Origin of the sequence: Pseudoalteromonas sp. SWYJZ19, from assembly GCF_015864375.1 — a bacterium.
GTDB lineage: Bacteria > Pseudomonadota > Gammaproteobacteria > Enterobacterales > Alteromonadaceae > Pseudoalteromonas > Pseudoalteromonas arctica.
Genome location: NZ_JADYXI010000004.1, coordinates 243,784 through 265,828 on the forward strand (window position 1 = coordinate 243,784; position 22,045 = coordinate 265,828).

20 protein-coding genes are annotated in these 22,045 nt (G+C 40.2%); 9 read left to right on the forward strand and 11 right to left on the reverse strand.

The window, feature by feature from the left end; genetic code table 11:
* Window positions 1–143 precede the first annotated feature (143 nt).
* The 3 genes from arfA to I6F45_RS06165 all read right to left on the reverse strand — a co-directional run bounded on the left by arfA (window position 144) and on the right by I6F45_RS06165 (window position 4,297).
* On the reverse strand, window positions 144–344 hold the full coding sequence (arfA, locus tag I6F45_RS06155; protein ID WP_024593211.1) for a ribosome alternative rescue factor ArfA: 201 nt from the start codon (window positions 342–344) through the stop codon (window positions 144–146).
* Between the two features lie 205 nt (window positions 345–549).
* Window positions 550–3,090 (reverse strand): TonB-dependent receptor plug domain-containing protein, encoded by a 2,541-nt coding sequence (locus tag I6F45_RS06160; protein WP_165728793.1) that lies wholly within the window; start codon window positions 3,088–3,090, stop codon window positions 550–552.
* 253 nt (window positions 3,091–3,343) lie between these two features.
* Window positions 3,344–4,297 carry a sensor histidine kinase gene (locus I6F45_RS06165; RefSeq protein ID WP_007583514.1) on the reverse strand — a complete coding sequence of 318 codons (954 nt, stop codon included), beginning with the start codon at window positions 4,295–4,297 and terminating at the stop codon, window positions 3,344–3,346.
* A 200-nt stretch (window positions 4,298–4,497) separates the two neighbouring features.
* Between I6F45_RS06165 and I6F45_RS06170 the strand changes: the two genes are divergently transcribed.
* Together I6F45_RS06170 and hemH are read left to right on the forward strand one after the other, a co-directional pair.
* Complete coding sequence (locus I6F45_RS06170) at window positions 4,498–5,826, forward strand: HD domain-containing phosphohydrolase (protein WP_165735969.1); 1,329 nt, start codon at window positions 4,498–4,500, stop codon at window positions 5,824–5,826.
* 74 nt (window positions 5,827–5,900) lie between these two features.
* Window positions 5,901–6,920: a ferrochelatase gene (gene hemH, locus I6F45_RS06175; protein ID WP_007583511.1), complete on the forward strand. Its 1,020-nt coding sequence runs from the start codon at window positions 5,901–5,903 to the stop codon at window positions 6,918–6,920.
* A gap of 173 nt (window positions 6,921–7,093) precedes the next feature.
* Here the strand turns inward: hemH and I6F45_RS06180 are convergent.
* The 3 genes from I6F45_RS06180 to I6F45_RS06190 all read right to left on the reverse strand — a co-directional run bounded on the left by I6F45_RS06180 (window position 7,094) and on the right by I6F45_RS06190 (window position 11,542).
* Window positions 7,094–8,640 (reverse strand): IS3 family transposase gene (locus tag I6F45_RS06180; protein ID WP_197159962.1). Its coding sequence is split into 2 segments (ribosomal slippage): window positions 7,094–8,181 and window positions 8,181–8,640, totalling 1,548 coding nucleotides; the frame shifts between segments, so codons are not numbered across the junction.
* 573 nt (window positions 8,641–9,213) lie between these two features.
* Window positions 9,214–9,636, reverse strand: a complete 423-nt coding sequence (locus tag I6F45_RS06185) for a TIGR02444 family protein (protein WP_165729561.1) — start codon at window positions 9,634–9,636, stop codon at window positions 9,214–9,216.
* Window positions 9,620–11,542, reverse strand: coding sequence for an ATP-binding cassette domain-containing protein (locus tag I6F45_RS06190; protein WP_197159966.1), 1,923 nt, complete (start codon window positions 11,540–11,542; stop codon window positions 9,620–9,622). Before I6F45_RS06190 ends, I6F45_RS06185 begins: the two co-directional genes overlap by 17 nt.
* Window positions 11,543–11,674: 132 nt before the next feature.
* Here I6F45_RS06190 and I6F45_RS06195 point away from each other — a divergent pair, with 132 nt between their 5' ends.
* Complete coding sequence (locus I6F45_RS06195) at window positions 11,675–11,878, forward strand: YheV family putative zinc ribbon protein (protein WP_004589620.1); 204 nt, start codon at window positions 11,675–11,677, stop codon at window positions 11,876–11,878.
* 33 nt (window positions 11,879–11,911) lie between these two features.
* Here I6F45_RS06195 and I6F45_RS06200 read toward each other — a convergent pair whose 3' ends face one another.
* Both I6F45_RS06200 and I6F45_RS06205 read right to left on the reverse strand, forming a co-directional pair.
* On the reverse strand, window positions 11,912–12,127 hold the full coding sequence (locus I6F45_RS06200) for a SlyX family protein (protein ID WP_004335946.1): 216 nt from the start codon (window positions 12,125–12,127) through the stop codon (window positions 11,912–11,914).
* A complete protein-coding gene (locus tag I6F45_RS06205) occupies window positions 12,114–13,112 on the reverse strand; it encodes a WD40 repeat domain-containing protein (protein ID WP_197120232.1) in 999 nt (332 codons plus the stop codon). The genes I6F45_RS06200 and I6F45_RS06205 overlap by 14 nt, the downstream gene beginning before the upstream one ends.
* A 215-nt stretch (window positions 13,113–13,327) precedes the next feature.
* Between I6F45_RS06205 and fkpA the strand changes: the two genes are divergently transcribed.
* Window positions 13,328–14,074, forward strand: a complete 747-nt coding sequence (fkpA, locus tag I6F45_RS06210; RefSeq protein WP_007582243.1) for an FKBP-type peptidyl-prolyl cis-trans isomerase — start codon at window positions 13,328–13,330, stop codon at window positions 14,072–14,074.
* A 65-nt stretch (window positions 14,075–14,139) separates the two neighbouring features.
* Here fkpA and I6F45_RS06215 read toward each other — a convergent pair whose 3' ends face one another.
* Window positions 14,140–14,610: an Rsd/AlgQ family anti-sigma factor gene (locus tag I6F45_RS06215; protein ID WP_007582240.1), complete on the reverse strand. Its 471-nt coding sequence runs from the start codon at window positions 14,608–14,610 to the stop codon at window positions 14,140–14,142.
* Window positions 14,611–15,140: 530 nt separating this feature from the next.
* Here I6F45_RS06215 and hemE point away from each other — a divergent pair.
* Window positions 15,141–16,205: a uroporphyrinogen decarboxylase gene (gene hemE / locus I6F45_RS06220; protein ID WP_002961084.1), complete on the forward strand. Its 1,065-nt coding sequence runs from the start codon at window positions 15,141–15,143 to the stop codon at window positions 16,203–16,205.
* 95 nt (window positions 16,206–16,300) lie between these two features.
* Here hemE and sthA read toward each other — a convergent pair whose 3' ends face one another.
* Window positions 16,301–17,731 carry a Si-specific NAD(P)(+) transhydrogenase gene (sthA, locus tag I6F45_RS06225; protein WP_033040546.1) on the reverse strand — a complete coding sequence of 477 codons (1,431 nt, stop codon included), beginning with the start codon at window positions 17,729–17,731 and terminating at the stop codon, window positions 16,301–16,303.
* Between the two features lie 13 nt (window positions 17,732–17,744).
* Window positions 17,745–18,878 carry an acyl-CoA desaturase gene (locus I6F45_RS06230; protein ID WP_197159967.1) on the reverse strand — a complete coding sequence of 378 codons (1,134 nt, stop codon included), beginning with the start codon at window positions 18,876–18,878 and terminating at the stop codon, window positions 17,745–17,747.
* Between the two features lie 126 nt (window positions 18,879–19,004).
* On the opposite strand from I6F45_RS06230, the gene fabR reads away from it, so the two are divergent.
* From fabR to I6F45_RS06250, 4 genes are all read left to right on the forward strand, one after another.
* On the forward strand, window positions 19,005–19,628 hold the full coding sequence (gene fabR / locus I6F45_RS06235; protein ID WP_007582233.1) for an HTH-type transcriptional repressor FabR: 624 nt from the start codon (window positions 19,005–19,007) through the stop codon (window positions 19,626–19,628).
* Between the two features lie 147 nt (window positions 19,629–19,775).
* Window positions 19,776–20,945, forward strand: coding sequence for a hypothetical protein (locus I6F45_RS06240; RefSeq protein ID WP_331460638.1), 1,170 nt, complete (start codon window positions 19,776–19,778; stop codon window positions 20,943–20,945).
* 9 nt (window positions 20,946–20,954) lie between these two features.
* Entirely contained in the window at window positions 20,955–21,611 is a 657-nt protein-coding gene (locus I6F45_RS06245; RefSeq protein WP_197120198.1) for a PGRP and LysM peptidoglycan-binding domain-containing protein, read from the forward strand.
* Window position 21,612: 1 nt separating this feature from the next.
* Window positions 21,613–21,999 (forward strand): hypothetical protein, encoded by a 387-nt coding sequence (locus I6F45_RS06250; RefSeq protein ID WP_007582226.1) that lies wholly within the window; start codon window positions 21,613–21,615, stop codon window positions 21,997–21,999.
* Window positions 22,000–22,045: the final 46 nt, after the last annotated feature.

Consider the following 22,045-nt stretch of genomic DNA (forward strand, 5'->3'; position numbering starts at 1 on the left):
CCTCACCTACACCGTGCAAATACCAAACCCGTAGGTGCGAATTTATTTCGCGCTTATGTAACGTGGCTTGTATGCTTTAAAAGTAAAAGCGAGGTATAAAACCTCGCTTACTATATTCAAAAGCCCTATTTGATCGGTGCTATTTAAGCCGCGATTAAATAGGACTCTTGTCCTGAATGCTTGTTGTTGCGTTTAAACGAACCTTTGCCTTTTTTAGCTTTAACCACTTGTGGTTTAAATAATTTAGAGGTGACCATCGCCGCTAGTGCATTGTGGTTTATAACGCCTCGTCCTGTGTCTACCGCGCTGTTGCTTGCGGTTTTTGCTTTAGATTTTTTAGTCATATATTTCCTATCAACTAATGGTTATTTTAAGTTAAATAATAAAAAGGCTTTTATATTAGCCTATTTAAGAGATGGCGATTGTAGGCTTAATTTTCAACCGCGCAAGTATTTTTAATGCCCAACAGGTACTTTTTTAGTAATAAAAAAGTATAAAAAAAGCGCAGTTAATAACTGCGCTTAATATTACTTTAGTTTGCTTTATAAATTAAAAACTAAAGCTTACTTTTGCATAGTACGTTCTGCCGTCAAAGCCGTAAGGTAATGCACGTACTGGGTATTTAAATGCGCCGTTGGTGATAAAGTTAAGTACTTCGTCGTCGCCTAGCTCGTCTGGCGTTTCGTCAAATACGTTATCGGCACCCACTGAAAGCGCAAACATGTCGTTAATTTGGTAGCTAACATTTAAATCAACTAACACAGCAGACTCAACCGTACTTGTTGGTTTAAACGATCCTGTTGGCGAAAGCTCACCTGGTAATGAAATATGGTCATTACCAAAGTATTTTACATCTGTTTCGCCAAAGTAGTTAAAGCGAATGGTTGATGTGTAGGCATCGCGTTCGTAGTCAAACGTAAGCGTTGCACGTTCACTAGGTTGTCCGTCGGTAAAAAAGCTACGTTGTAAATCATCAAAAGCAACCGCTTCAGGAATACCGTCTTCAGCATTTACGCCGTCAATTTTAGTATCGTTTAGGTTACCTGCAAAGGTTACTCCTAAATTGCCACCTTCAACTTCTGTACGGTACGATGCAATAATATCAACGCCTTGCGTAGTAGAATCAACCGAGTTTGAGAAGTAGTTAGCTTGCACAGCTCCAGTTGCTTGTAGCGCTGCAACTGCTTCTGAGCTAAACGATACGTCGTCAGCGGTAAGTAAGCTGCCAAGCGTAATACGGTCTTCAATTTCTACACGGTAAAAATCAACCGTTAACGAAAGCTCGCTTGTTACATCGTAAACAAAACCTGCACTGTAGTTTGTTGAAGTTTCAAGCTCTAAGCTATCTACGCCTAACGCACTTGGGAAAGCGGTCCCTGTGTTTGCAGTGAACGATTGCGTTAATGTGCCGTCTGAGCCTAAGTTAGTTGTAAAGGCTGTATAACCACTTTGTTGAAGTGATGGTGCTCTAAAACCAGTAGATACCGCACCACGTACAGCAAAATCATCTGAAAATTCATAACGTGTTGCTAATTTACCAATTAAATCATCCCCAGCATCTGAGAAATCTTCATAACGTAGCGCACCACTGACGTTCCATGCATCGGTGATCATAGTTTCTACGTCTACATAAACTGCGTAGCTGTTACGGTCGCTGTCGTTAGCTGCTTCAGGGCGTAGGCCGTTATAAGCCTGAAAACCACACTGTGCAAATTGGTCTGGATCGTTTACTGATGGGTACGAGGTATCCATATTTGCTAGTCCACAGGCGTATGATGCTTCATCGCCAGGTACTATTTCGTAGTTTTCTTTACGATATTCAGCGCCTACTGTTACATATAAAGGTTCACCACGGCCAATATCTACAATACCGTTTACATCAAGGTTAAGCGTTGTTTGATCAAATCTAAAACCACCTGAGTAACCGCCACTAGGGCCTGAGTTTGCTGCAATATCGGCATCGCTTGCACTTGGGTTGTTAAATAAATACTCAGCCGCGTAAGAAGCGTTTAATGTATTGCGTGATGTAAAGTCGTATTGATTTTCACCATAAACAGCCGATACATCGTAATTCCAATCTGTGTTTATATCGCCTTTAAAACCAAGCGCGACTGAAATATCTTGTGCTTCGTTATATATGCGCGGTAAAAAACCATCGCTATATACTTGAGTTACGTTTTTAGACGCTTCGTTAAAGTTACGGTAAAAACCATTACCCAGCGCCGTGCGCTCTGAGTAGCCACCAAACGAGTAAAGCTCGCCGTCGCCCATTGGTAATGCCATGTTGTAAAATAGCGATGTAAATTCACTTTCTGAGTTACCTTGGCCCCAGCGTACGTCTTCACTTAACGTACCTGGTTCAACATTAAGCGAACCCCCCGTATCACGCTCGGCGCGGTTAGTGCCATCTGCATCACGGTACTCAAGCGATAGGTTAATAAAGCCGCCTTCGTTACCTAATTCAAAACCACGGTTTAAACCTGCTGAAATAGTGTCGCCGTCACCTTCACTTGTGCCGCCGTATTGTACAAAACCCGTTGTAATACCGGTTGAGTTATTAAGAGATAAGTTAATTACGCCTGCAATAGCATCAGAGCCATATTGCGCCGCTGCGCCATCGCGTAATACTTCAACGCCTTTAAGGGCCGTTAGCGGAATCGCATTCATATCAGTACCCGCAGCGCCCGCGCCTACTGTACCGTTAAGGCCAAAAATTGATTGGTTATGGCGACGTTTACCATTTACTAATACAAGAGTTTGATCTGGCTGTAGGCCACGAAGTGTGGCGGGTCTAAATAAATCAGAACCGTCAGATACTTGTGTACGCGAAAAGTTAAATGAAGGCGCTGTCGCTTGAAGGCTTTGGCCAAGCTCGGTAAAGCCACCTTTGGTTAAGTCATCTGCGTCAATTAAATCAATAGGAGAAGAAGACTCAGTAGAAGTACGGTTAGATACACGCGATCCTAATACAGATATTTGCTCAATGTTTTTAGCAGCTTGCACTGGTGCTTCTTCTGCGTTAACAATGCTTGGTGCGCTAAACGCGAAAGCAACGGCTACAGCAAGTGTGTTTAAACGGTATGTTGGCATAGTGACGACCCTGTTTTTTTGTGTTCTTATAATATGTGTGTGGTTATGGTGCTCATAACCTGTTGCAAACATCCTAGCAACATATGCAAACAAAAAGAAATGAAAAAAACTAAATATTTGGTCTAAGTATGCAAATAAATTTCAAGATAAGAAAAAACTACCTTTAATCGATTAAAATACACGCTACAAGGGCATTAAACTTCAAAAAAAGATCTGTTAACTTTTTATTTACATTGTGGTTTTGTTCGTTAGTTTACGCTTTTAAAGGTAATAGGCAGCGGATGGTCGTACCTGTCCCTAATGTGCTGTTAACTTCTATTTTTCCGCCATGATCGCTCACCATAGCGTATACAAGTGTCATACCCATACCGGTACCTTCACCAACTTCTTTTGTTGTATAAAAAGGGTCAAACATATGCGCTATTGTGTCTTCACTCATTCCACAGCCATTATCTTTTACCTCAATACAGATATTTGTGTTTAGTTCAAAAATATTGACCTCAATAATGCAGCCTTTTTCTAAATCAAGCTCGCATGCTTGCCAAGCATTCATTAAGAGATTTACAAAAATTTGATTAATTGATGATAAATTGCACCAAATAAGTGGTAGTGGTTCAAACCGCGTTTTTATCTCGCATAGTTTGAGTTTGTTACTTAATAACCTTAAAGCATTATTAGCACCCGTTGTTACATCGGTTAGTTGCTTATCTTGCGAGGAGGAGGGGTGGGCAAAGTTTAATAAGTCATGCACAATTTGTTTTATTCGTTTGAGTCCTTCAACGCTGTCGTTAACTTGTCCCTGCAAATTGTTATAAAGCCACGCATACGGATACTGTAAGTTGAGTATGTCGATTTCGTGTTTAAAACGGCTCTCTTTAATTTCGTTGTTTAAGTATTGCTCGTTAAGCTTTAGCAACGTGATGAGCAAAGGAGTAGAATTTTGTAAGCTTTCTATATTACTCATTGCATAGGCAAGCGGGGTATTTATTTCATGGGCTACGCCTGCACAAAGCGTTCCTAAGGTTGCCATTTTTTCGGTTTGCACAAACAGCATTTGCTGGTGTTCTAAATCGGCTACTTTTTTTTGTAATTCATTATTTATGGCAACTAAAACGGTGCTTTTATCTTTGAGTAATTGTTCTGCGGCCAAGCGCAGCTTTTGTTCGTTTAAAAAAGCACGTTCAAAATTACCATCTGATCCATTCATTCCTTTCATCCATATAGATAACTTTATACTTAACGTTTAGTCGTCTACATGCAAATTTGCAACTTTAGTGTGAGCATTTATCTACTTATAGATAATAACCACATTAGGTGACTCCTACTCTATATAAAAGGTAAGCATAAACAGGTCACGGATGTTTTTTTAAGCTATTATTTAGCCAGAAGTAATTTAAAGGCGGCGCAATGACTCAAGCAACACCAAACACACCAATGAATCAGGTTGATGTACTTTGTATTGATGATGACGAAATAGTACTACGTACGTTAACACGACTACTTGAAGTAAATGGCTTAACGGTTATTGTTTGCGATAATCCGCAAAACGCATTAACACTTTTTAAAAATCATGAATTTGGTTTAATTATTAGCGACATGCGGATGCCAGTAATGAACGGTGCCGAGTTTTTAGAAAAAGCGCGTGCGCTGGCACCCGACACTCAACGCATTTTATTAACCGGTTACGCCGATATACAAACAACCCTAGCGGCTGTTAACCAAGGGCAAATAAATGGTTATATTCAAAAACCATGGCAAAACGACTTATTACTTCGAAGCATTAAAGATAGCCTAGAAAAATTTGCGCTAAAAAAGCAAAACAAAAAATTAGAAACACAAGTTAAGGCGCAAAACCAAGAACTACTTGAGCTAAACAACACGTTAGAGCAACGAGTAGAAAAACGTACCTTACAAATCAAACAAGTTTTAAAAAAGCTAGAAGACGCCAACGAGCGCGAAAAACAAGAGCACAAATCAACCGTTGAGCTGCTATATAATTTTGTTAACGCAAACCCTTACCTTGATGGCAACAAAGCACAAAATATTGCAAATACCTGCACACAAATAGCGCTTTACTTAAATCTGTCGCAAAAAAGCATCGATCTTGCCCCAATGGCGGGTTATTTAGCACAAATAGGTTTGCTTGCTATGGACCCTGAACTTTATAAAAAACCGCTAAATCGGCTAAATGAGCAACAACGTAAGACCTTTTATACTCATCCAAGTACTGCACAATTAATGCTAATGCCAGCAATACACTTACACGATTTATCGGATGCTATTTATTATCAGTTTGAACGTTTTAACGGAAATGGAATGCCCAAAGGCCTTGCTGGAAACGACATACCGATAGGGGCTATGGTATTAGGGTTAGCGCGCGATTACTGGGACGCGTTTGAGCAGAGCAATGCAAGCGATGAAAAGCAGCGCCACGAGGACGCACTCGAAAGTGTAAAACTTTATAGTGGTTCGTTTTACCACCCTAAAATAGTTCGTGCGCTTGAAGCAAGCCATGCAAAACTACACGAACAAAAAAGTTCAGCAGGATCTGTACTAATTTGTAATGCCCATGAGCTTAAAGATCAAATGATACTCGGCCATGCTCTGCACAGCCATTCGGGTATAATGTTGCTGCCTAAAGGTCATGTATTTAGCCGCAAATCAATAGAAAAACTGCAGCAACTAGAATCTAAAAAACCAGCCCCATTTAGAATTATGGTTAAAACTGCTAAATGATTGATCTAAACGGCAGTTTTTTTCGTTACAATGTGCATAAAATACATTATTGAATTTGCTTGAAGGAGCACTCTGTGTCGCGATTTTCTGCGGTTACTGACAATCCCCATGATGGGCGTTTTAACCAAAAAACGGGAATACTGCTTACTAACTTAGGTAGCCCTGATGCACCAACAGCTGCTGCGCTTCGTATATACTTACGTGAGTTTTTATCAGATCCACGCATTGTAGAAATACCACGCCTAGTATGGATGATAATTTTACATGGCATTATTTTGCGTGTGCGCCCTAAGCGTTCGGCTAAATTATACGAAAGTATATGGACCGAAAATGGCTCGCCGCTTACTCACATCACTCGACAACAAAGCGTAAAGCTAAATACCTTATTAAAAGAGCAAGGTTATACCAATACCGAAGTGGTAATGGCAATGCGCTATGGTAATCCCTCAATAGAGGCCGGCCTTGAGGAGCTTCGTGATAAAGGCTTAACGCGTATTATTATATTGCCAATGTATCCGCAATATTCTAGCCCAACCACGGGTTCAACGTTCGATGCTGTATCAAGCGTACTGCGTAAATGGCGCTGGGTGCCAGAGCTGCACTTTATTAATGGCTATCATAAAAACACCCGTTATATTGAGTCACTTGCTAATAGTATTAGTGAGGATTTAGAAGCGAATGGTATGCCACAAAAAATTGTTTTTTCGTATCACGGTATGCCAAAACTATTTTTAGAGCGAGGCGATCCGTACCATTGCCTATGTTTACAAACCACGCGTTTAGTTGTCGAAAAACTAGGCCTTGATAAAGACAAAGTAATTAGTACTTTTCAAAGTCGATTTGGTAAAGCCGAGTGGTTAAAGCCTTACACCGACGCAACGCTTGAAGCCCTGCCTGATGAGGGTATTACCGATGTAGCCATTATCAGTCCTGCTTTTAGCGCCGACTGCCTAGAAACACTTGAAGAGCTAGAAGGTGAAAACCGAGAAATATTCGAAAACGCAGGCGGCAAAAAATACCGTTACATAGCGGCACTAAACGACAGAGACGACCACATAGAAGCTGTGTTTGATGTTATAAAACCGATGTTGTAAATCTGATTATAAAAGCACATAGCTATAAATAGTTCGCATTAAGCGGTGTTAAAATTAACACCGCTTTTTTGTTTTAAGGGCTTTTAAAATATTTAGTTAATTAATTCACAAAGAGGTTAAGAGGCGCTGCGCTTTCGGAGTTTTTCAAGTTAGTTGTCGCATCAAATTAAATTTTATGCCGCCCGCATTGCTTCTTTTTTCTCTGGATTTAAATTTACTTCATTGATCATCGTCCAATCTCGAGACTTTCCTGACCAACGACTTGGATTCTGTAATTTCGCCATCTCATTTACCTGATGACGTTTCGCTAGTATCGCTTCATCTAATCCTAAATGACGCTGGTTTGGCGTGACAAATTTAATACCGCTGTGCAAGTGCTCATCGTTGTACCAATCAACAAATCCGCTAACCCACTTTCTTGCGCTACCCATGCTTTCAAAGGCTTTCTCAGGGTATTCCGGGCGATACTTTAACGTCTTAAATAGCGATTCAGAATAAGGATTATCATTACTCACAGACGGTCGGCTAAATGAAGGAACAATACCTAACTCCTGCAATGTCACTAATAACGTTGCCCCTTTCATTGGACTGCCATTATCCGAGTGCAGCGTGACTTGCTCAGGCTTTACCTGCTCTCGCCTGCAAATATCTACCATTAAATCAGCCGCCAGTGTGCTTAGTTGTGTATCATGAACCTGCCAACCAACTATTTTTCGACTATAAATATCCATCACTAAATATAAGTATAAAAACTGACCTTTAACAGCTGTTGGCAAATACGTGATATCCCATGTATAAATTTCGTTTACACGTATTGCCTTGAGCGCTTTTGGCTTTTTTATCTTTTTATTTGGTTTAACTTTTTCTCTGTGTGTTAATAATTTATGTGATTTCATAACGCGATAAAACGAGCTTTCTGATGCTATCCACACACCTTTATCCAATAGTTTAGGGACTATCTTGCTGGGTGGTAAATGTCCATATTCTATTGAATTAACAGTCTTAATTATACGCTTTTGCTCTAATTCAGTTAGCCTGTTAGGTGGTCGCTTTATCGTACTTGTTCGCTTATCTGTCATATCATCAGCTTCAATCCAGCGTTGAATTGTTCTTGCCGTTAGACCAAGTAACTCACATGCTTTTTCTTGCCTTGCCCCTGATTTCTGCGCGTCGGTAATGAGCTTTATCAATTCATGACGCTCAGTTGAGCTGGTTAATCGTCCTCGTTGAAACCCCAAAGCGCATCTGCTTTTTTTTTGAGTACAAGTAAGGCGGCTGTTTCTGCTAACGCTTTGTCTTTACGATTAAGCTCTTTTTGAAGCTGCTTAATTTCTTGTTTGAGCTGTTTACTGTCTGATTTTACGGGCTTCGTTGAAGGCCCTTTAGCAAAATCTTGCTTCCATTGTTTAATATGATGCGGGTAAAGCCCCTTAGCGCGGCAATATTCATTAAGAGCTGCTTCATCTAAACTCGCACATTCAATAATGGCGTTAAGCCTTTCTTCTAAGCTCCAGTCATGAGGGCGTTTTTCTGTTGTCATATGACTACCATTATTTTTAGTTTCAAGTTCATGGTTTTTAGCAAGCGCGATCCATCGTTGCAAGGTTGAATAACCGATGCCTAAATCAAGCGCAATATCTTCTAGGCGAACATCATCACATTGAGATAATACTTTTTCAACAGCGTGAACTTTAAATTCTGGTGTAAATCGACGTCTCATTTTATCTGCCTCTATTAAAAGTTAGAGGCGACAACTATCCTGACACAGGGGGCTTTTAGAGTAGTGATAAAACATAAAAATACTGTTTTTGGCTTTCTCATTTACTCCTCTTTTACTTCTCATTGTGCAAATAAAAGCTTTTAAAGGGCGAATTAATTCACAAAGAGCTTAAGAGACGCTGCGCTTTTTAAAGTAGTGATAAAACATAAAATACTGGTTTTTGTTTTCGGCTTTCTCATTCACTCCTCTTTTACTTCTCATTGTGCAAATAAAAGCTTTTAAANGGTAATCTAGTTTGTTTTCCTCTAAAAGCGAAGCGCCTCTTAACTTCTTTGTGAATAAATTACTTAAAGGTCTTTGCGCAAAAAGAAGAAAAAGAGAAGTAAATGGGGGCAGGGTAATAAAATGCTGAGCTAAACAGCCGCTCAATATTTATATTTTTATCTAAGTAATCTAGTTTGTTTTCCTCTAAAAGCGAAGCGCCTCTTAACCTCTTTGTAAATAAATTACTTAAAGGTTTTTTGCACAAAGAAAAGAGAATGAGCAGTAGAGGAGGGTATAAAAAGTCGCAGCCTAAGTGGCTTTCATATACAGCTCAATATTGTTTGGTTCTGCATGCTCGATTAATTCAAACTCATTTACTGCTTCAATCAACATATGTTGCTGTTGTTTTTCAAGCTTTAGCTCAGCGCTTAGTAACTCTGCGCGTATTGTGGCGTAATCACTTATCGTATTCTGATTAGCTTTTAAATAGCTACGAGCAGCGCGCAGAGGCTGTAATGCATAAGTATCAAATTCACTAACTACTTGCGTTAACTCATTTAGCTGTTGGGTATTAATACTTAAATTTAATGAGTCTAAATAAAGTAGCAATAAGCATAAATTAACATTTTTTCCTTGCTGGTTTTGTAGTGCCAGCAAGGTTGTTTGTTGCTCAGGCTTTGCGTACAAAGTGCACGCAAACTGCCAAAAATGGTCGCTATTGAGCAAGTTCATCGGCGAACGCCTGCTCTTTTTCTTCCATTTCTTCAAGTGCCATAAGTAACTCTTCTTCAACGTCGTTAAGTTTAGGTGTAAGCGTTGCTTGCTTGGCTAATAACTCTTTAAGCTTGGCTTTGTTGTCGTCGTTGTACAGTTCGTTATCACCTAAGGTCACTTCAACTTCACTTAATTCGGCGGTAAATTTATCGAGTTGCTTTTCAAGCTTTTCAATTTGCTTTTTAAGTGGCTGAGTGGCTTTTCTAAACTCAGCCTCTAAGCGCTTTTGCTCCTTACGGTTAACACCTGGGTTTGCTTTAGGCTCGTCGGTTTGCTGCGCTTTAACCGCTTCTTTATTCGCGTTAAGTAACCATTGATAATATGCATCTAAGTCGTAGCCAAACTGAGTTACTTTGCCGTCATCTACTAAGTAAAACTCATCGGCAGTATTTTTAAGCATATGGCGATCATGCGATACGGTAACCATAGCGCCTTCAAACCCTTGTAGTGCCATAACAAGTGCATGGCGCATTTCTAAATCAAGGTGGTTAGTTGGCTCATCCAGTAGTAATAAATTTGGTTTTTGATATACCAACATGGCAAGCACTAAACGTGCTTTTTCGCCGCCCGAAAATGGGGCTACAGGCTCAAGTGCTTTATCGCCAATGAAGGCAAAGCCGCCTAAAAAGTCACGTAGTGATTGTTCAGTGGCTTTTGGGTCTAGTCGTTGTATGTGCGTTATTGCACTGGCTTTTAAATCAAGAGATTCCAGCTGATGCTGCGCAAAGTAACCAATATTTAATCCGTGATGCTGAATAACTTCGCCCGCTTGCGGCTCTAAATCACCAGAAAGCAGTTTAATTAACGTTGATTTACCCGCGCCATTTCGACCAAGTAAAGCAATTCGGCTACCTGGTACAAGGTTTAGCTCTATATTATTTAAAATAGTGACGTCACCATAACCCGCTTTGGCTTTATCTATTGTCATTAGTGGGTTTGGTAATGCTTTTGGCTCTGCAAACTCAAAGTTAAATGGCGAGTCGGCATGTGCTGGCGCTAGTTTTTCCATGCGTTCAAGCGCTTTTACACGGCTTTGTGCTTGTTTAGCTTTACTGGCTTTTGCTTTAAAGCGCGTTATAAATTGCTCTAAGTGTGCAATTTGATCTTGCTGCTTATCAAACATTGCTTGTTGTTGTAGTAAACGCTCTGCTTTTTGGCGCTCAAACTGCGAGTAGTTACCTTTGTACACATTGATAAGTTGCTTATCTACATGCCAAATTTGATCAACCACCGCATCTAAAAACTCACGGTCATGCGATATAAGTACAAGGGTACCGGTATAAGCACGTAAAAAGCGTTCAAGCCAATAAACGGCATCTAAATCAAGGTGGTTTGTTGGCTCATCGAGTAATAGTAAATCGGCGTCGCGTATTAATGCTTGGGCAAGGTTTAAACGCATACGCCAACCACCCGAAAACGAGCTGACAGGGTTTTCTATAAGGCTATTGGCAAAGCCTAAGCCGTGTAATAGCTCACCGGCGGTTGATTCAATGCTGTAGCCTTTAATGTTTTCAAGCTGAATATGTACTTTGGCTTGTGTGTCGCCATCGTTGTTTTTCTCGGCCTCACGCAGTGCTATGCGCATTGCGTAGTATTCTGGGTGGCCTTGAAGTACATAATCAATCGCGCTTATTTCAAGTGCAGGTGTCTCTTGCTTAACAGAGGCAATAGACCAATCTTTTGGAATGCTGCAGTTACCGGCATCTAGTTGTAGTTCTGATTTTAGTAAACCAAATAACGTTGATTTTCCACAGCCATTAGCGCCAACAAGGCCTACTTTGTGTTCTGGGAATAATGTAGCTGATGCGTTTTTTAATAAGGCTTTACCGCCACGAAGTAGTTCTATTTCTGAGATTTGGATCATGAATGCGTTACTTTGCTGTGCCCTTGTTAAGTTGGCGCTATCATAACATAGAACTTAATGCTCTTATCAAGCGTATCAACAAGTGAAGTTATACGATAAAATAACGGCAGTTCAAACCACAGGAAAAATGTTGTGAGACAAAAGAAGCGATTTATTGCTGGTGCATCGTGCCCTGAGTGTAAAGCCATGGATACTATGATGCTATACAGAGAACATGATGTTGAAAAAGTAGAGTGTGTTGAGTGCGGTCATAAAATGGCGCAACCCGATAACGCTGTTCAGGCGTCTACTCGCCAATTTGAACAAGTAATTGGTGTGTTTAAACCGGGCGACTAACCCGGTTTTTTTATTGCCTAATTTTTACCGGCTTTAGTAATGCGGTGGAGGCGGCTCAGGTACTTCAGACATCATAGACGATGATGACTGCGACTCTTTAATTTTTTCTGCTAGCAGCTCTGTTTGGCGTTTCATTTTTGCTAAAAGTTGCTGATGCACTTTTATTTCATCATTTAAAACTTCAATCGTTTCGTCTTGAAAAGCCACTTTGGCTTCAAGTTCCATTAAGCGATGTTCAATTGTGTTCATTATTCTCTCGTATAATAAATCGCTCTGCGATACCGCTGGAGCTTTCGGTTAACAACGACTTACCGTTATCTGTAAATGTCACATCTAGCACCACCGCCGATTTAGGCTTACTGCCTTCGCGCGGGGTAACCTGCCAAGTTTGAATTTTTTCACCGCTTGGTATTTGCCACAAATCTACGCGCTTATTTGGCGAGCCGGTTGCAAGCAAAGTGCCTTGTTCGTTAAAGCGCACAGCAGTAAAAATTTTCTGACGCGCAATATACTTCAGTTTACTCACAAGATCACCTGTAGTCAGCTTCCATACATTTGCTTGTGCCATACTGTCGGCCGTAAACGCATAGCGACCCTGTGGATCGAGCGTCACTTGGGTAACACGCGTTGGGTGATTAAAACGATGAATTACTTGCCCTGTACGTGTATCCCAAAAGTAAGCAACATAATCGTTAGAGCCACTTAAGGCGTAGCGTCCGTTAGGTGATAGGTCAACGGTGTTAACTTTATCTTGATGACCTAAAAACTCAATACGACGTCCGGTTTCTAGGTTTACAAATACGACAACGCCGTCGCTACGGCCGTATAAAACACTACGGCCTTGATTGCTAATAGCAATATCGCGAATACTGGCTTTTTGTATTTTGTAATAACCTTTATTTTTGCCTGTGGCTATATCCCACACAGCAAACGTGGTTTTTTCGGCGGTAACAGCCACGCTGTTATCAAAAGCAATAGCAACGGCGTATACCAAACTGTCTTGAGCTTGCTGCTGAAACCATTGGTATTTTAGTACCTGCTGTTGATTATCCCACAGGGCGACCCCATGGTTGATAGAGGAGATCAAACTGTATTTACCATCGTTTGAAAGTGTTGATGAAAACGCACCTTGTGCAGCATGTTCGTAACTTGCTACAGCGTGTTGCTTTTTATCGGTACAGGCGATGGCTAAAAAACAGCTAAATACGATTAAAAAAGTACGAAATATCGACATATTACAGGTATTTCCCCTTAACTCTTAGTGACTGAGAGGTTAGACTAGGACGCGTTAAATGCCTAGGTTGTTTGTCTAATCACTGGATATGTTTTTAGTTTAGCTAACAATGTGGAATTTAGTCATTAAACAAGCAGCCTATCATGTGGGCCGTTAATCTTTAACTAGTAATAATACATTAAAATGACAACTGCAAAGTGTGTCGGAGATTTAAAATGAAAAAGACGATTAGATTGTCATTGATTGCAGCGTCAGTTTTAGCGCTTACAGCTTGTAATCAAGAAGCAAAAAAAGAACAAGCTGAAGTTAAATTAGACACTGTAGAACAGCAACAAGCATACGGTATTGGTGCATCTGTAGGTAACTTTTTAAATAAAGACCTAGCAGACAAAACAGAAATTGGTATTGAGCTAGACCAAGCACTTCTAATCCGTGGTTTTGAAGATGCACTTGCTGGTAATGCAAAAATTGACGAAGAAAAAATTCGCGAAGTATTAACTGAACTAGATACATCAGTACGTACTAAGCAAGAAGAAAAAGCAAAAGTAGAGTCTGAAAAAAGCAAAGAAGCGGGTGTTAAATACCTAGCTGACAACGCTAAAAAAGAAGGCGTTACAGTAACTGAGTCTGGCCTGCAGTATGAAGTACTTAGCGAAGGCGATGGCGAAAAGCCAGTAGCAACAGACGTAGTTAAAGTACACTACAAAGGTACTTTATTAGACGGTACTGAGTTTGATAGCTCATATGCACGTAACGAACCTACAACTTTCCCTCTTAACCGCGTAATTGCTGGTTGGACTGAAGGTTTACAACTTATGTCAGTGGGTTCTAAGTACAAGTTCACTATTCCTTCAGAACTTGCTTACGGCGACCGCGACTTAGGTAAGATTCCAGCTAATTCAACACTTGTATTTGAAGTTGAATTACTTGAAATTCAAAATGAAGAAGCACCAGCACAATAATAAGCTTATTGTGTAAATGCAAAAAGGGACCTTAGGTCCCTTTTTTAATATGCGTAAATAACATATTAGTTTGCGTGATTAGAAAACAAGTTATCAATAAGCTCATCTTCAAGTGCAAAGCGTGCTTCTAATGCCTCACCAATAACAGACAAGTCATCATCAAAACCCTTTAACAAGTCTTCTTTGTCTACTTCAGCGTACTTATCATTAAAATCTAACGCTATGTCGGTTGTACTGGAAATACGCGGGTAAATAGAGTTTGCAAGCTCTTGGCTCTGTAAGCCCTTTTTTTCACATGCTTTTGCTATATCGTCATACACTTCAAAATGGCCCGCAGATAGGTAATCCATTAAAAGTTGGCAAAATGATTCAATTAGTTTTGGCTCTGGCAATGCTTGATCTTGTTTTTCGTACGGCGTAAAACCTGCAATTTTGCAATAAAGTACAATAAGGTCTTGGCGTTCGTTTAGCCATTTATCAATTACTGTGTGGCTACCACCCCATTTTTGTTGAGCTTTTTCTACACGCGTCAGCATAACTGTTCTCCTAGCTGGGTTGGTCTTTCAATTAGAATATAATAAGTTTATGTACATCAAGATATATTTAATTTGCGAGTATATCAACAAGTAAAGTTGAGCTACTTTGAGGGGTGTACCTTTTTATATAATCTAAGGCGAGGGATTTTATTTTAGGCAAGAAAAAACCACCATTTACGGTGGTCTAATTTCTTTCAGTGACTTGTTATAACAAGCTTTCTTATTTTTATGAGATGATTTTTATTGTTATTATTTTAAAACATTTATTTTTATTGTTTTAAGATTTTTATTATTTTTTTTGTTAACGCGGGACAAACAATAACAAGGTTTTTGTAATGTTGCAAACATATTAATAAAAAGTTTTAAATGTTATTCTTTTTTGCTTACTTTATAGTCAAAATGGATTAAAGCACGCCATTATATTGATCTGCCTCTAGGTAAAGCTGTTTTCGTCCCTAAGCAATAGAGGGTCGGAGAATATGGTGGTACAATCTTGCACAATTTATACAAGTCTTAGGATCATTTACGCCATGAGCGAATTAAAAAACGACCGTTATTTACGTGCACTTGCAAAACAACCTGTTGATGTAACTCCGGTATGGATGATGCGCCAAGCAGGACGCTATTTACCAGAGTATCGCGCTACACGTGCACAAGCGGGCGATTTTATGAGCCTGTGCCGTAATGCTGAGCTTGCATGTGAAGTAACACTGCAGCCACTACGTCGCTACCCGTTAGATGCCGCTATATTATTTAGTGATATTTTAACGATTCCAGATGCGATGGGTTTAGGTCTTTACTTTGAAACTGGCGAAGGCCCTAAATTTGAACGTCCTATTTCATCACTTGCTGATGTTAAAAAAATTCCAAAGTTAGACCCTACAGACGAGCTTGGCTACGTAATGAACGCAGTAAGCACTATTCGTCGTGAGCTTAAGGGTGAAGTACCGCTTATTGGTTTTTCTGGTTCACCTTGGACACTAGCAACTTACATGGTTGAAGGCGGTAGCAGCAAAGTATTTGGTAAAATCAAAAAAATGGCGTTTGCAGAGCCGCAAACACTTCATTTATTACTCGATAAGTTAGCTGACTCAGTTATTGATTATTTAAATGCTCAAATTAAAGCTGGCGCGCAATCGCTAATGGTATTTGACTCATGGGGTGGTGTATTAAGCCCGCGCGATTACAACGAATTTTCACTGCAATATATGCATAAAATTGTAGATGGCTTAATTCGTGAATACGATGGTCGTAAAGTACCGGTTACTTTGTTCACTAAAAATGGTGGTCAATGGATTGAAGCTATTGCAGCAACAGGTTGTGATGCAATTGGTCTTGATTGGACTATTAATATTAGCGACGCTAAACGCCGTGTGGGTGATAAAGTAGCTCTACAAGGTAATATGGACCCATCTATGTTACACGGTACACCAGAGCGTATTCGCCAAGAAGTAGGCACTATTTTAGAAGACTTCGGTACAGGCAATGGCCACGTGTTTAACTTAGGCCACGGTATTACACCAGATGTAGACCCTGAAAATGCTGGTGTATTCATTAATGCAGTACATGAGCTAAGTGCTAAGTACCATAAGTAATAGCTACTTAAATAAACTTTAAAACTGTTTAAAAGTAAAAAACCCGCTAAGTTGCGGGTTTTTTGTTATCTATTTATAAAGGCTTTTAAAACTACTTATTTAAATAAGCGATTTAAACCATTTAATGCCGCAACACGGTAGGCTTCAGCCATGGTTGGGTAGTTAAATGTGGTATTTACAAAGTAGTCGATATTATTGCCACCATTTTTTTGCTCCATAATGGCTTGGCCAATGTGAACAATTTCAGAGGCACGCTCGCCAAAACAATGTACGCCAAGTACTTCTTTGGTTTCAGTGTGGAATAATATTTTTAAACTACCTACTTCAGTACCAGCAATTTGCGCACGTGCCAAATGCTTAAACTGAGCACGGCCAACTTCATATGGTACTTTAGCGGCTGTAAGTTCTTGCTCTGTTTTACCTACTGAGCTCATTTCTGGAATGGTATAAATACCAGCCGGAATATCAACAATCAGTCTGTCATCACAGTTACCACACGCAATGGCATCAGCAGCTATGCGACCTTGGTCAAACGCAGCACTTGCAAGGCTTGGATAGCCAATTACATCACCTACAGCGTAAACGTTATCAATTTCTGTTTGATATGTTTCGTTAACTTTTAATTGGCCACGGCTATCGGCTTTTAAACCAATGGCTTCAAGGTTTAATGTATCAGTGTTACCAGTACGGCCATTAGCAAATAAAATACAGTCAGCTTTTACGCGTTTGCCTGATTTTAAATGCATAATAACGCAGTCGTCACGGGTCTCTATTCGGTCAAACTCTTCGTTATGACGAATAACAATACCGCTGTTCCAAAAGTGATAGCTAAGCGCGTCAGATATTTCAGCATCCATAAAAGCAAGTAATCGGTCGCGTGTATTAACTAAATCAACTTTAGCGCCTAAACCTTTAAATATAGAAGCGTACTCACAACCAATTACACCAGCGCCGTATATAAGTACGCGGTGAGGGTCGTGTTTAAGACCTAAAATAGTGTCGCTCTCATAAATACGAGAATGCGTAAAATCGACTTCAGGTGGGCGATAAGGGCGTGAGCCGGTTGCTATAACAATCGTTTTAGCAGTCAGTCGCTCAGTTGAACCATCATTTCTTTTTACTTCAATTGTGTGCTTATCTACAAAGCTCGCATCACCTTGAAACATATGAATGCGGTTACGATCGTAAAAGCTACTACGTAAATTAGATTGCTTAGAAATAACAGAACTTGCGTGACGTAAAATATCAGGAAATGTTAAGCGGCTAGGGCGCTCACCAACATTAAATAACGGATTTGCTTTGTATTCAATATAGCGGCTAACAGAGTGGCGAAGCGCTTTTGAAGGAATTGTTCCCCAATGCACACAACCGCCACCAACTGATTCTTGGCGTTCAATAACCGCTACTTTTTTGTCATTTTTTGAAAGGTTCATGGCGGTACCTTCACCGCCAGGACCCGTGCCAATAATTATTGCATCATATTGGTATGTCACGGGTACTTTTTTTTGTTCTGGTTGTTTGGCCACAGCCACTCCTAAATTAATTAAAAGAGGCTTTTAATAACCTCGCATTAAGTGCTAGCCATGCCTGTTTTTGATTTTCCCAGGCGGCTTCCAACTCATGGTATTGTGCCATTAATGCTGAGCGTTCACACTGCTTTGCCATGTTATTTTTTTTAACTTCTAACACTTGTTTTTGTAGTGAACAATAATTTTGCAGTTTTTTCAGCAGTAAATCGTACTCTTGTTGTAATAATGTAATCTTATCTTGTGCTAAAGGCAATTTTGCAAGACGCGTTTGCGTTTTGCTCATTAGCGTTTCGGCCTTTGCTTTTTCGATACGTTCAACTGGCGTACGCTTTAATTTATTAGCTAAACCAACAGCTGCTAAAGAGCGGATCATCCATTTTGTTGGATCGTAATGAAACCATTTAATACCGTTACGGTAGTCGCTTGCAAAAATATGGTGGAAGTTGTGATACCCCTCACCGTATGTAAATAACGCTAAAAAGCCGTTATCGCGTGCCGTATTTTTTTCGGTATATGGGCGAGAGCCCCAAATATGTGCAACCGAATTAATAAAAAAGGTAAAGTGTTGGCTTAGTACTAAGCGTAGTAAACCTGCAAGAATTAACATACCCCATACATCGCCTACCATTAAGCCAAGTGCAAGAGGCAAACCTACGTTCATAGCAATAGCTAGTTTTAAGTAGTGCTTATGTTGCCACATAACGACTTTATTTCGTTGTAAATCACGACAATTACTATAGTCGTTGTAGCTATCGCCTTGGTAGTCACGTAACATCCAGCCGATATGGCTATACCAAAAACCATTGGTCGCCGCGTAAGGGTCTTTTATTGGGTCGTCAACTTGACCGTGATGTATACGGTGATCGCTACTCCAATGCAGAGCACTGTTTTGTAGTGCAAAAGCACCGCCAAGCGCAAAAATAAATTCAACAGCAGGGTGTGCGTTATAGGTTTTATGTGCCCATAATCGATGGTAGCCAGCAGTAATTGATAAGCCTGCATAAAACATGCAGCCAACAAAAGCAATCCAATGCGCGCTGGTAAATCCGTAGCTAATGGCGTACCAAGGTACAAGTGTGGCAGCCGCCAAAAAGGTTAGGCTAAAAAATAGGACGTTTGTCCAAATAATCGGTGGTTTATTCATAATTCTCAATCTCAGCGTACAACTGTAAGCTAAAATAGTATTTCAAACTCTCGTCGTCAAGTATTAGACTGTACAATTGAGCTAATATCACTAAATATTCATATAAAATAATTCAGGGAGCTGTTGATGTCGGGTGTTAGAGCGCAACAGAAACAAAAAACACGACAGGCGTTAATTCAAGCGGCATTTAATCAGCTGAGTGCTGATCATAGTTTTTCGAATTTAAGTTTACGCGAAGTAGCACGAGAAGCCGGTATTGCCCCGACTTCTTTTTATCGTCATTTTAAAGACATGGATGAGCTAGGTTTAACCATGGTAGACGAAGCAGGTTTAACCCTTCGCCAACTTATGCGTCAAGCACGTAGACGAATAGCAAACGATGGCGGCAGTGTTATAAATACCTCAGTGGTTACTTTTATGGAGTTTATTGATAACTCAAGTAACCAATTTAGGTTGTTGCTGCGAGAACGCTCAGGGACTTCTAAAGCATTTAGAGCCGCTGTAGCCCGCGAGGTAAAACATTTTATTTTAGAGCTGGCTCATTATTTAGAAAGCGAAACTAAATGTAATGCTATGCATGCCTATATTCAGGCGGAATCTATGGTAACGCTCGTATTTAATGCGGGTGCAGAGGCGCTCGATATAGAAGGATTGCAACGCGACGAATTGATTGAGCGCGTTATTTGGCAGCTGCGTTATATTACTCGTGGAGCCGGACATTACGTAAGAGAAAACACTGAACAAAGTTAGCAAATTTAAAAATTCATTGTAGATTTTTTGTGCCTATTTCTTTATATTAACGCACTATAATAACGGCATACCTTTTAGCCGTAACTAAATAATAAATAAGTCTCTTATTAAGAGAAAGCGAGGATGCAAATGCTCACCAAGGATCCGGTGAACTTAAATTACCCCCCACTATTTGAACAACCACATAATGAGCCTGAAAATTCAGAGCCTGTGGTTACATTCTCTTATTTAAGTCGTGCTCAGCTTTGCAAACTTCCTAAAGTGTTGCAAAGGCAACTGCAAGACAACCTGTTTGGTGCGCTAGATAAACACCAAGCTGCGCGATTACGCGACGACACTCGGTGCCAATATTGGGCTAAAGACAAAGAGTGGAAAAAGGTACCATATTCTCTGTTTAAGCAAGCTAGTACACGCCTAGCTGTTTACCCAAAACAAACTCAAGCACCAACAAAGTACTCGGGCGCGGTTAATAATGGTTCAGTTACATCATCGCAAACAGCGTTGCAAAACAATACTTTTATAAATAACACAGTAATGACGCCAAGCACTTCTGCATTTATAAACAGCCAATCAGCTGCGCAAAATAGTCCGCAATTTATAAATCAGCAAAGTTATAATCAAAAACCTAAAAAAGCGGTGCAACCTATACAACAACATGCGCCCGCTGTACGCATTTATAAGCCAGAGCTAAACAGCACAATGCTACTAAAAGCGTCTCACACTGTTAGGCAAAATTTTACAACCCACGTACTTAGCGCCGCCGAAACCGTAGATCAATTAGCACAGCAATATACCGGCTATAAAAATGCCAATTTAATTTACGATTACAACTTAGGCTATAGCGAGCGAAAACCTGCTAAAGCAGGCACAAGCTTAACAGTACCCAGTGGTTGGAAACTTAATATAGAAGGCTCATGCAGTAACAGTCGCAGTGTAGTTATTCAGTGGCAAGGGCCAACAAGTGGTCAAATAACACTACAACTAGAAAAAAAACGCCCAGACGAAGTCTCGTTTTGGCAGCACTACGCTGAGGTAAAACCGGGTCTTTATAATGTTACGGTAACGGCCAGTGGCGCAACCGACACCACCACATTTACTGTTGAACAACCCACTTTAGCCTACGAAATAGAACTACTCGACGAAGCTGGCGAACCACAAGCCAACATGGGCTACAAAATACGGCTACGCAACGGCCACATTATTACCGGGCAGCTTGATCAAAACGGTTATGCCAACGTATCAGGCCCCGACTTTGAAAACGCTAAAGTCAGCTTTTTTGAACTCGACAGCGAAGATTGGTCTGTAGGCAAAGTTTAAGGATACACAATGACCCAACAACACACCGTAGCCCAAGGTGAAACGCTATTGCGCATAGCTAAGCAATACGGCTACCAAACATCTAAAGCGCTTTACAACCACCCAAGCAACGCAGAGTTTAAAGCCTTACGCCCAGACCCAAACTTAATTTACCCGGGCGATAAAATTACTATTCCGCCAAAAAAAGAAAAGTTTATACCACTGCGCACCAACAGCATTAATAGCTTTGTTGTACAAAACGAAAAAGAGTATTTTCGCCTGCAAATTATTCATGAAGATGGCGACGATATTACGGGTAAGCGCATCGTAATTACTATTGGCAGTCAAACAATAGACACTGTATTACCTAGCGATGGTTTAATAGAAGTTGAGTTAAACGATAACGATTCACTCACTGGGCAGGTTGATTTATACCTCAAGGAAGATCAAAGTTCACCTAGCGAAAGTTTTACTGCACAAGTGGGTCATTTAGATCCCATCGATACACTTTCAGGTGTGCAAGCTCGCTGTAATTTATTAGGCTTTGACTGCGGTACAGTTGATGGAATTAACGGCTCAAAAACCAAAGCGGGAGTGAGGGATTTTCAATACGAGCATGATCTTGAAGTAGATGGAATTGCAGGGGCTAAAACCAAAGCAAAATTACAGCAAGTATTTGGGAGCTAAAATGAGTATTTCACAGTGTTCGCCCATGCAGATAAATAATATAAATAAAAAGTATATTACAGAGCCAAAAATCACCTTTGAATACCAGTTAAATTTAAGCAAATCGTCGAGCAAGCCTATAAACCCGCTTAATGAAAAAATTATTTTGGAACATGTAGAAAGCTGTTGGCGTCAAGAGTGCCTTGTTGGTGATCGACGTATTGTAAATACCGACTGGGTTCGTCTAACATTTAGAAAAATCCCTACAGAAGGTACTTTTAATTTAATACAAGATCCAGATGACGGGGCTGAGCCTTTTTATATCTTCGAACGAGTGCCTTATACACAGTTGAGTGGTCAAACACCTCAAGCAGAATTAATGCCAAGCATTAATATAGATGATGAGTGAATTTATAAATAATATAGGTTTATAAGATAAAGCTATTAATGAATTC

What these genes read in the sequence shown, in the direction of transcription:
- I6F45_RS06230 (WP_197159967.1), bottom strand. Translation starts at nt 18,878, where the DNA reads ATGAATAAACCACCGATTATTTGGACAAACGTCCTATTTTTTAGCCTA.
- I6F45_RS06190 (WP_197159966.1), bottom strand. Translation starts at nt 11,542, where the DNA reads ATGATCCAAATCTCAGAAATAGAACTACTTCGTGGCGGTAAAGCCTTA.
- I6F45_RS06170 (WP_165735969.1), top strand. Translation starts at nt 4,498, where the DNA reads ATGACTCAAGCAACACCAAACACACCAATGAATCAGGTTGATGTACTT.
- I6F45_RS06205 (WP_197120232.1), bottom strand. Translation starts at nt 13,112, where the DNA reads ATGTCGATATTTCGTACTTTTTTAATCGTATTTAGCTGTTTTTTAGCC.
- I6F45_RS06215 (WP_007582240.1), bottom strand. Translation starts at nt 14,610, where the DNA reads ATGCTGACGCGTGTAGAAAAAGCTCAACAAAAATGGGGTGGTAGCCAC.
- fabR (WP_007582233.1), top strand. Translation starts at nt 19,005, where the DNA reads ATGTCGGGTGTTAGAGCGCAACAGAAACAAAAAACACGACAGGCGTTA.
- hemE (WP_002961084.1), top strand. Translation starts at nt 15,141, where the DNA reads ATGAGCGAATTAAAAAACGACCGTTATTTACGTGCACTTGCAAAACAA.
- I6F45_RS06160 (WP_165728793.1), bottom strand. Translation starts at nt 3,090, where the DNA reads ATGCCAACATACCGTTTAAACACACTTGCTGTAGCCGTTGCTTTCGCG.
- fkpA (WP_007582243.1), top strand. Translation starts at nt 13,328, where the DNA reads ATGAAAAAGACGATTAGATTGTCATTGATTGCAGCGTCAGTTTTAGCG.
- arfA (WP_024593211.1), bottom strand. Translation starts at nt 344, where the DNA reads ATGACTAAAAAATCTAAAGCAAAAACCGCAAGCAACAGCGCGGTAGAC.
- I6F45_RS06245 (WP_197120198.1), top strand. Translation starts at nt 20,955, where the DNA reads ATGACCCAACAACACACCGTAGCCCAAGGTGAAACGCTATTGCGCATA.
- I6F45_RS06250 (WP_007582226.1), top strand. Translation starts at nt 21,613, where the DNA reads ATGAGTATTTCACAGTGTTCGCCCATGCAGATAAATAATATAAATAAA.
- I6F45_RS06200 (WP_004335946.1), bottom strand. Translation starts at nt 12,127, where the DNA reads ATGAACACAATTGAACATCGCTTAATGGAACTTGAAGCCAAAGTGGCT.
- I6F45_RS06165 (WP_007583514.1), bottom strand. Translation starts at nt 4,297, where the DNA reads ATGAATGGATCAGATGGTAATTTTGAACGTGCTTTTTTAAACGAACAA.
- I6F45_RS06185 (WP_165729561.1), bottom strand. Translation starts at nt 9,636, where the DNA reads ATGAACTTGCTCAATAGCGACCATTTTTGGCAGTTTGCGTGCACTTTG.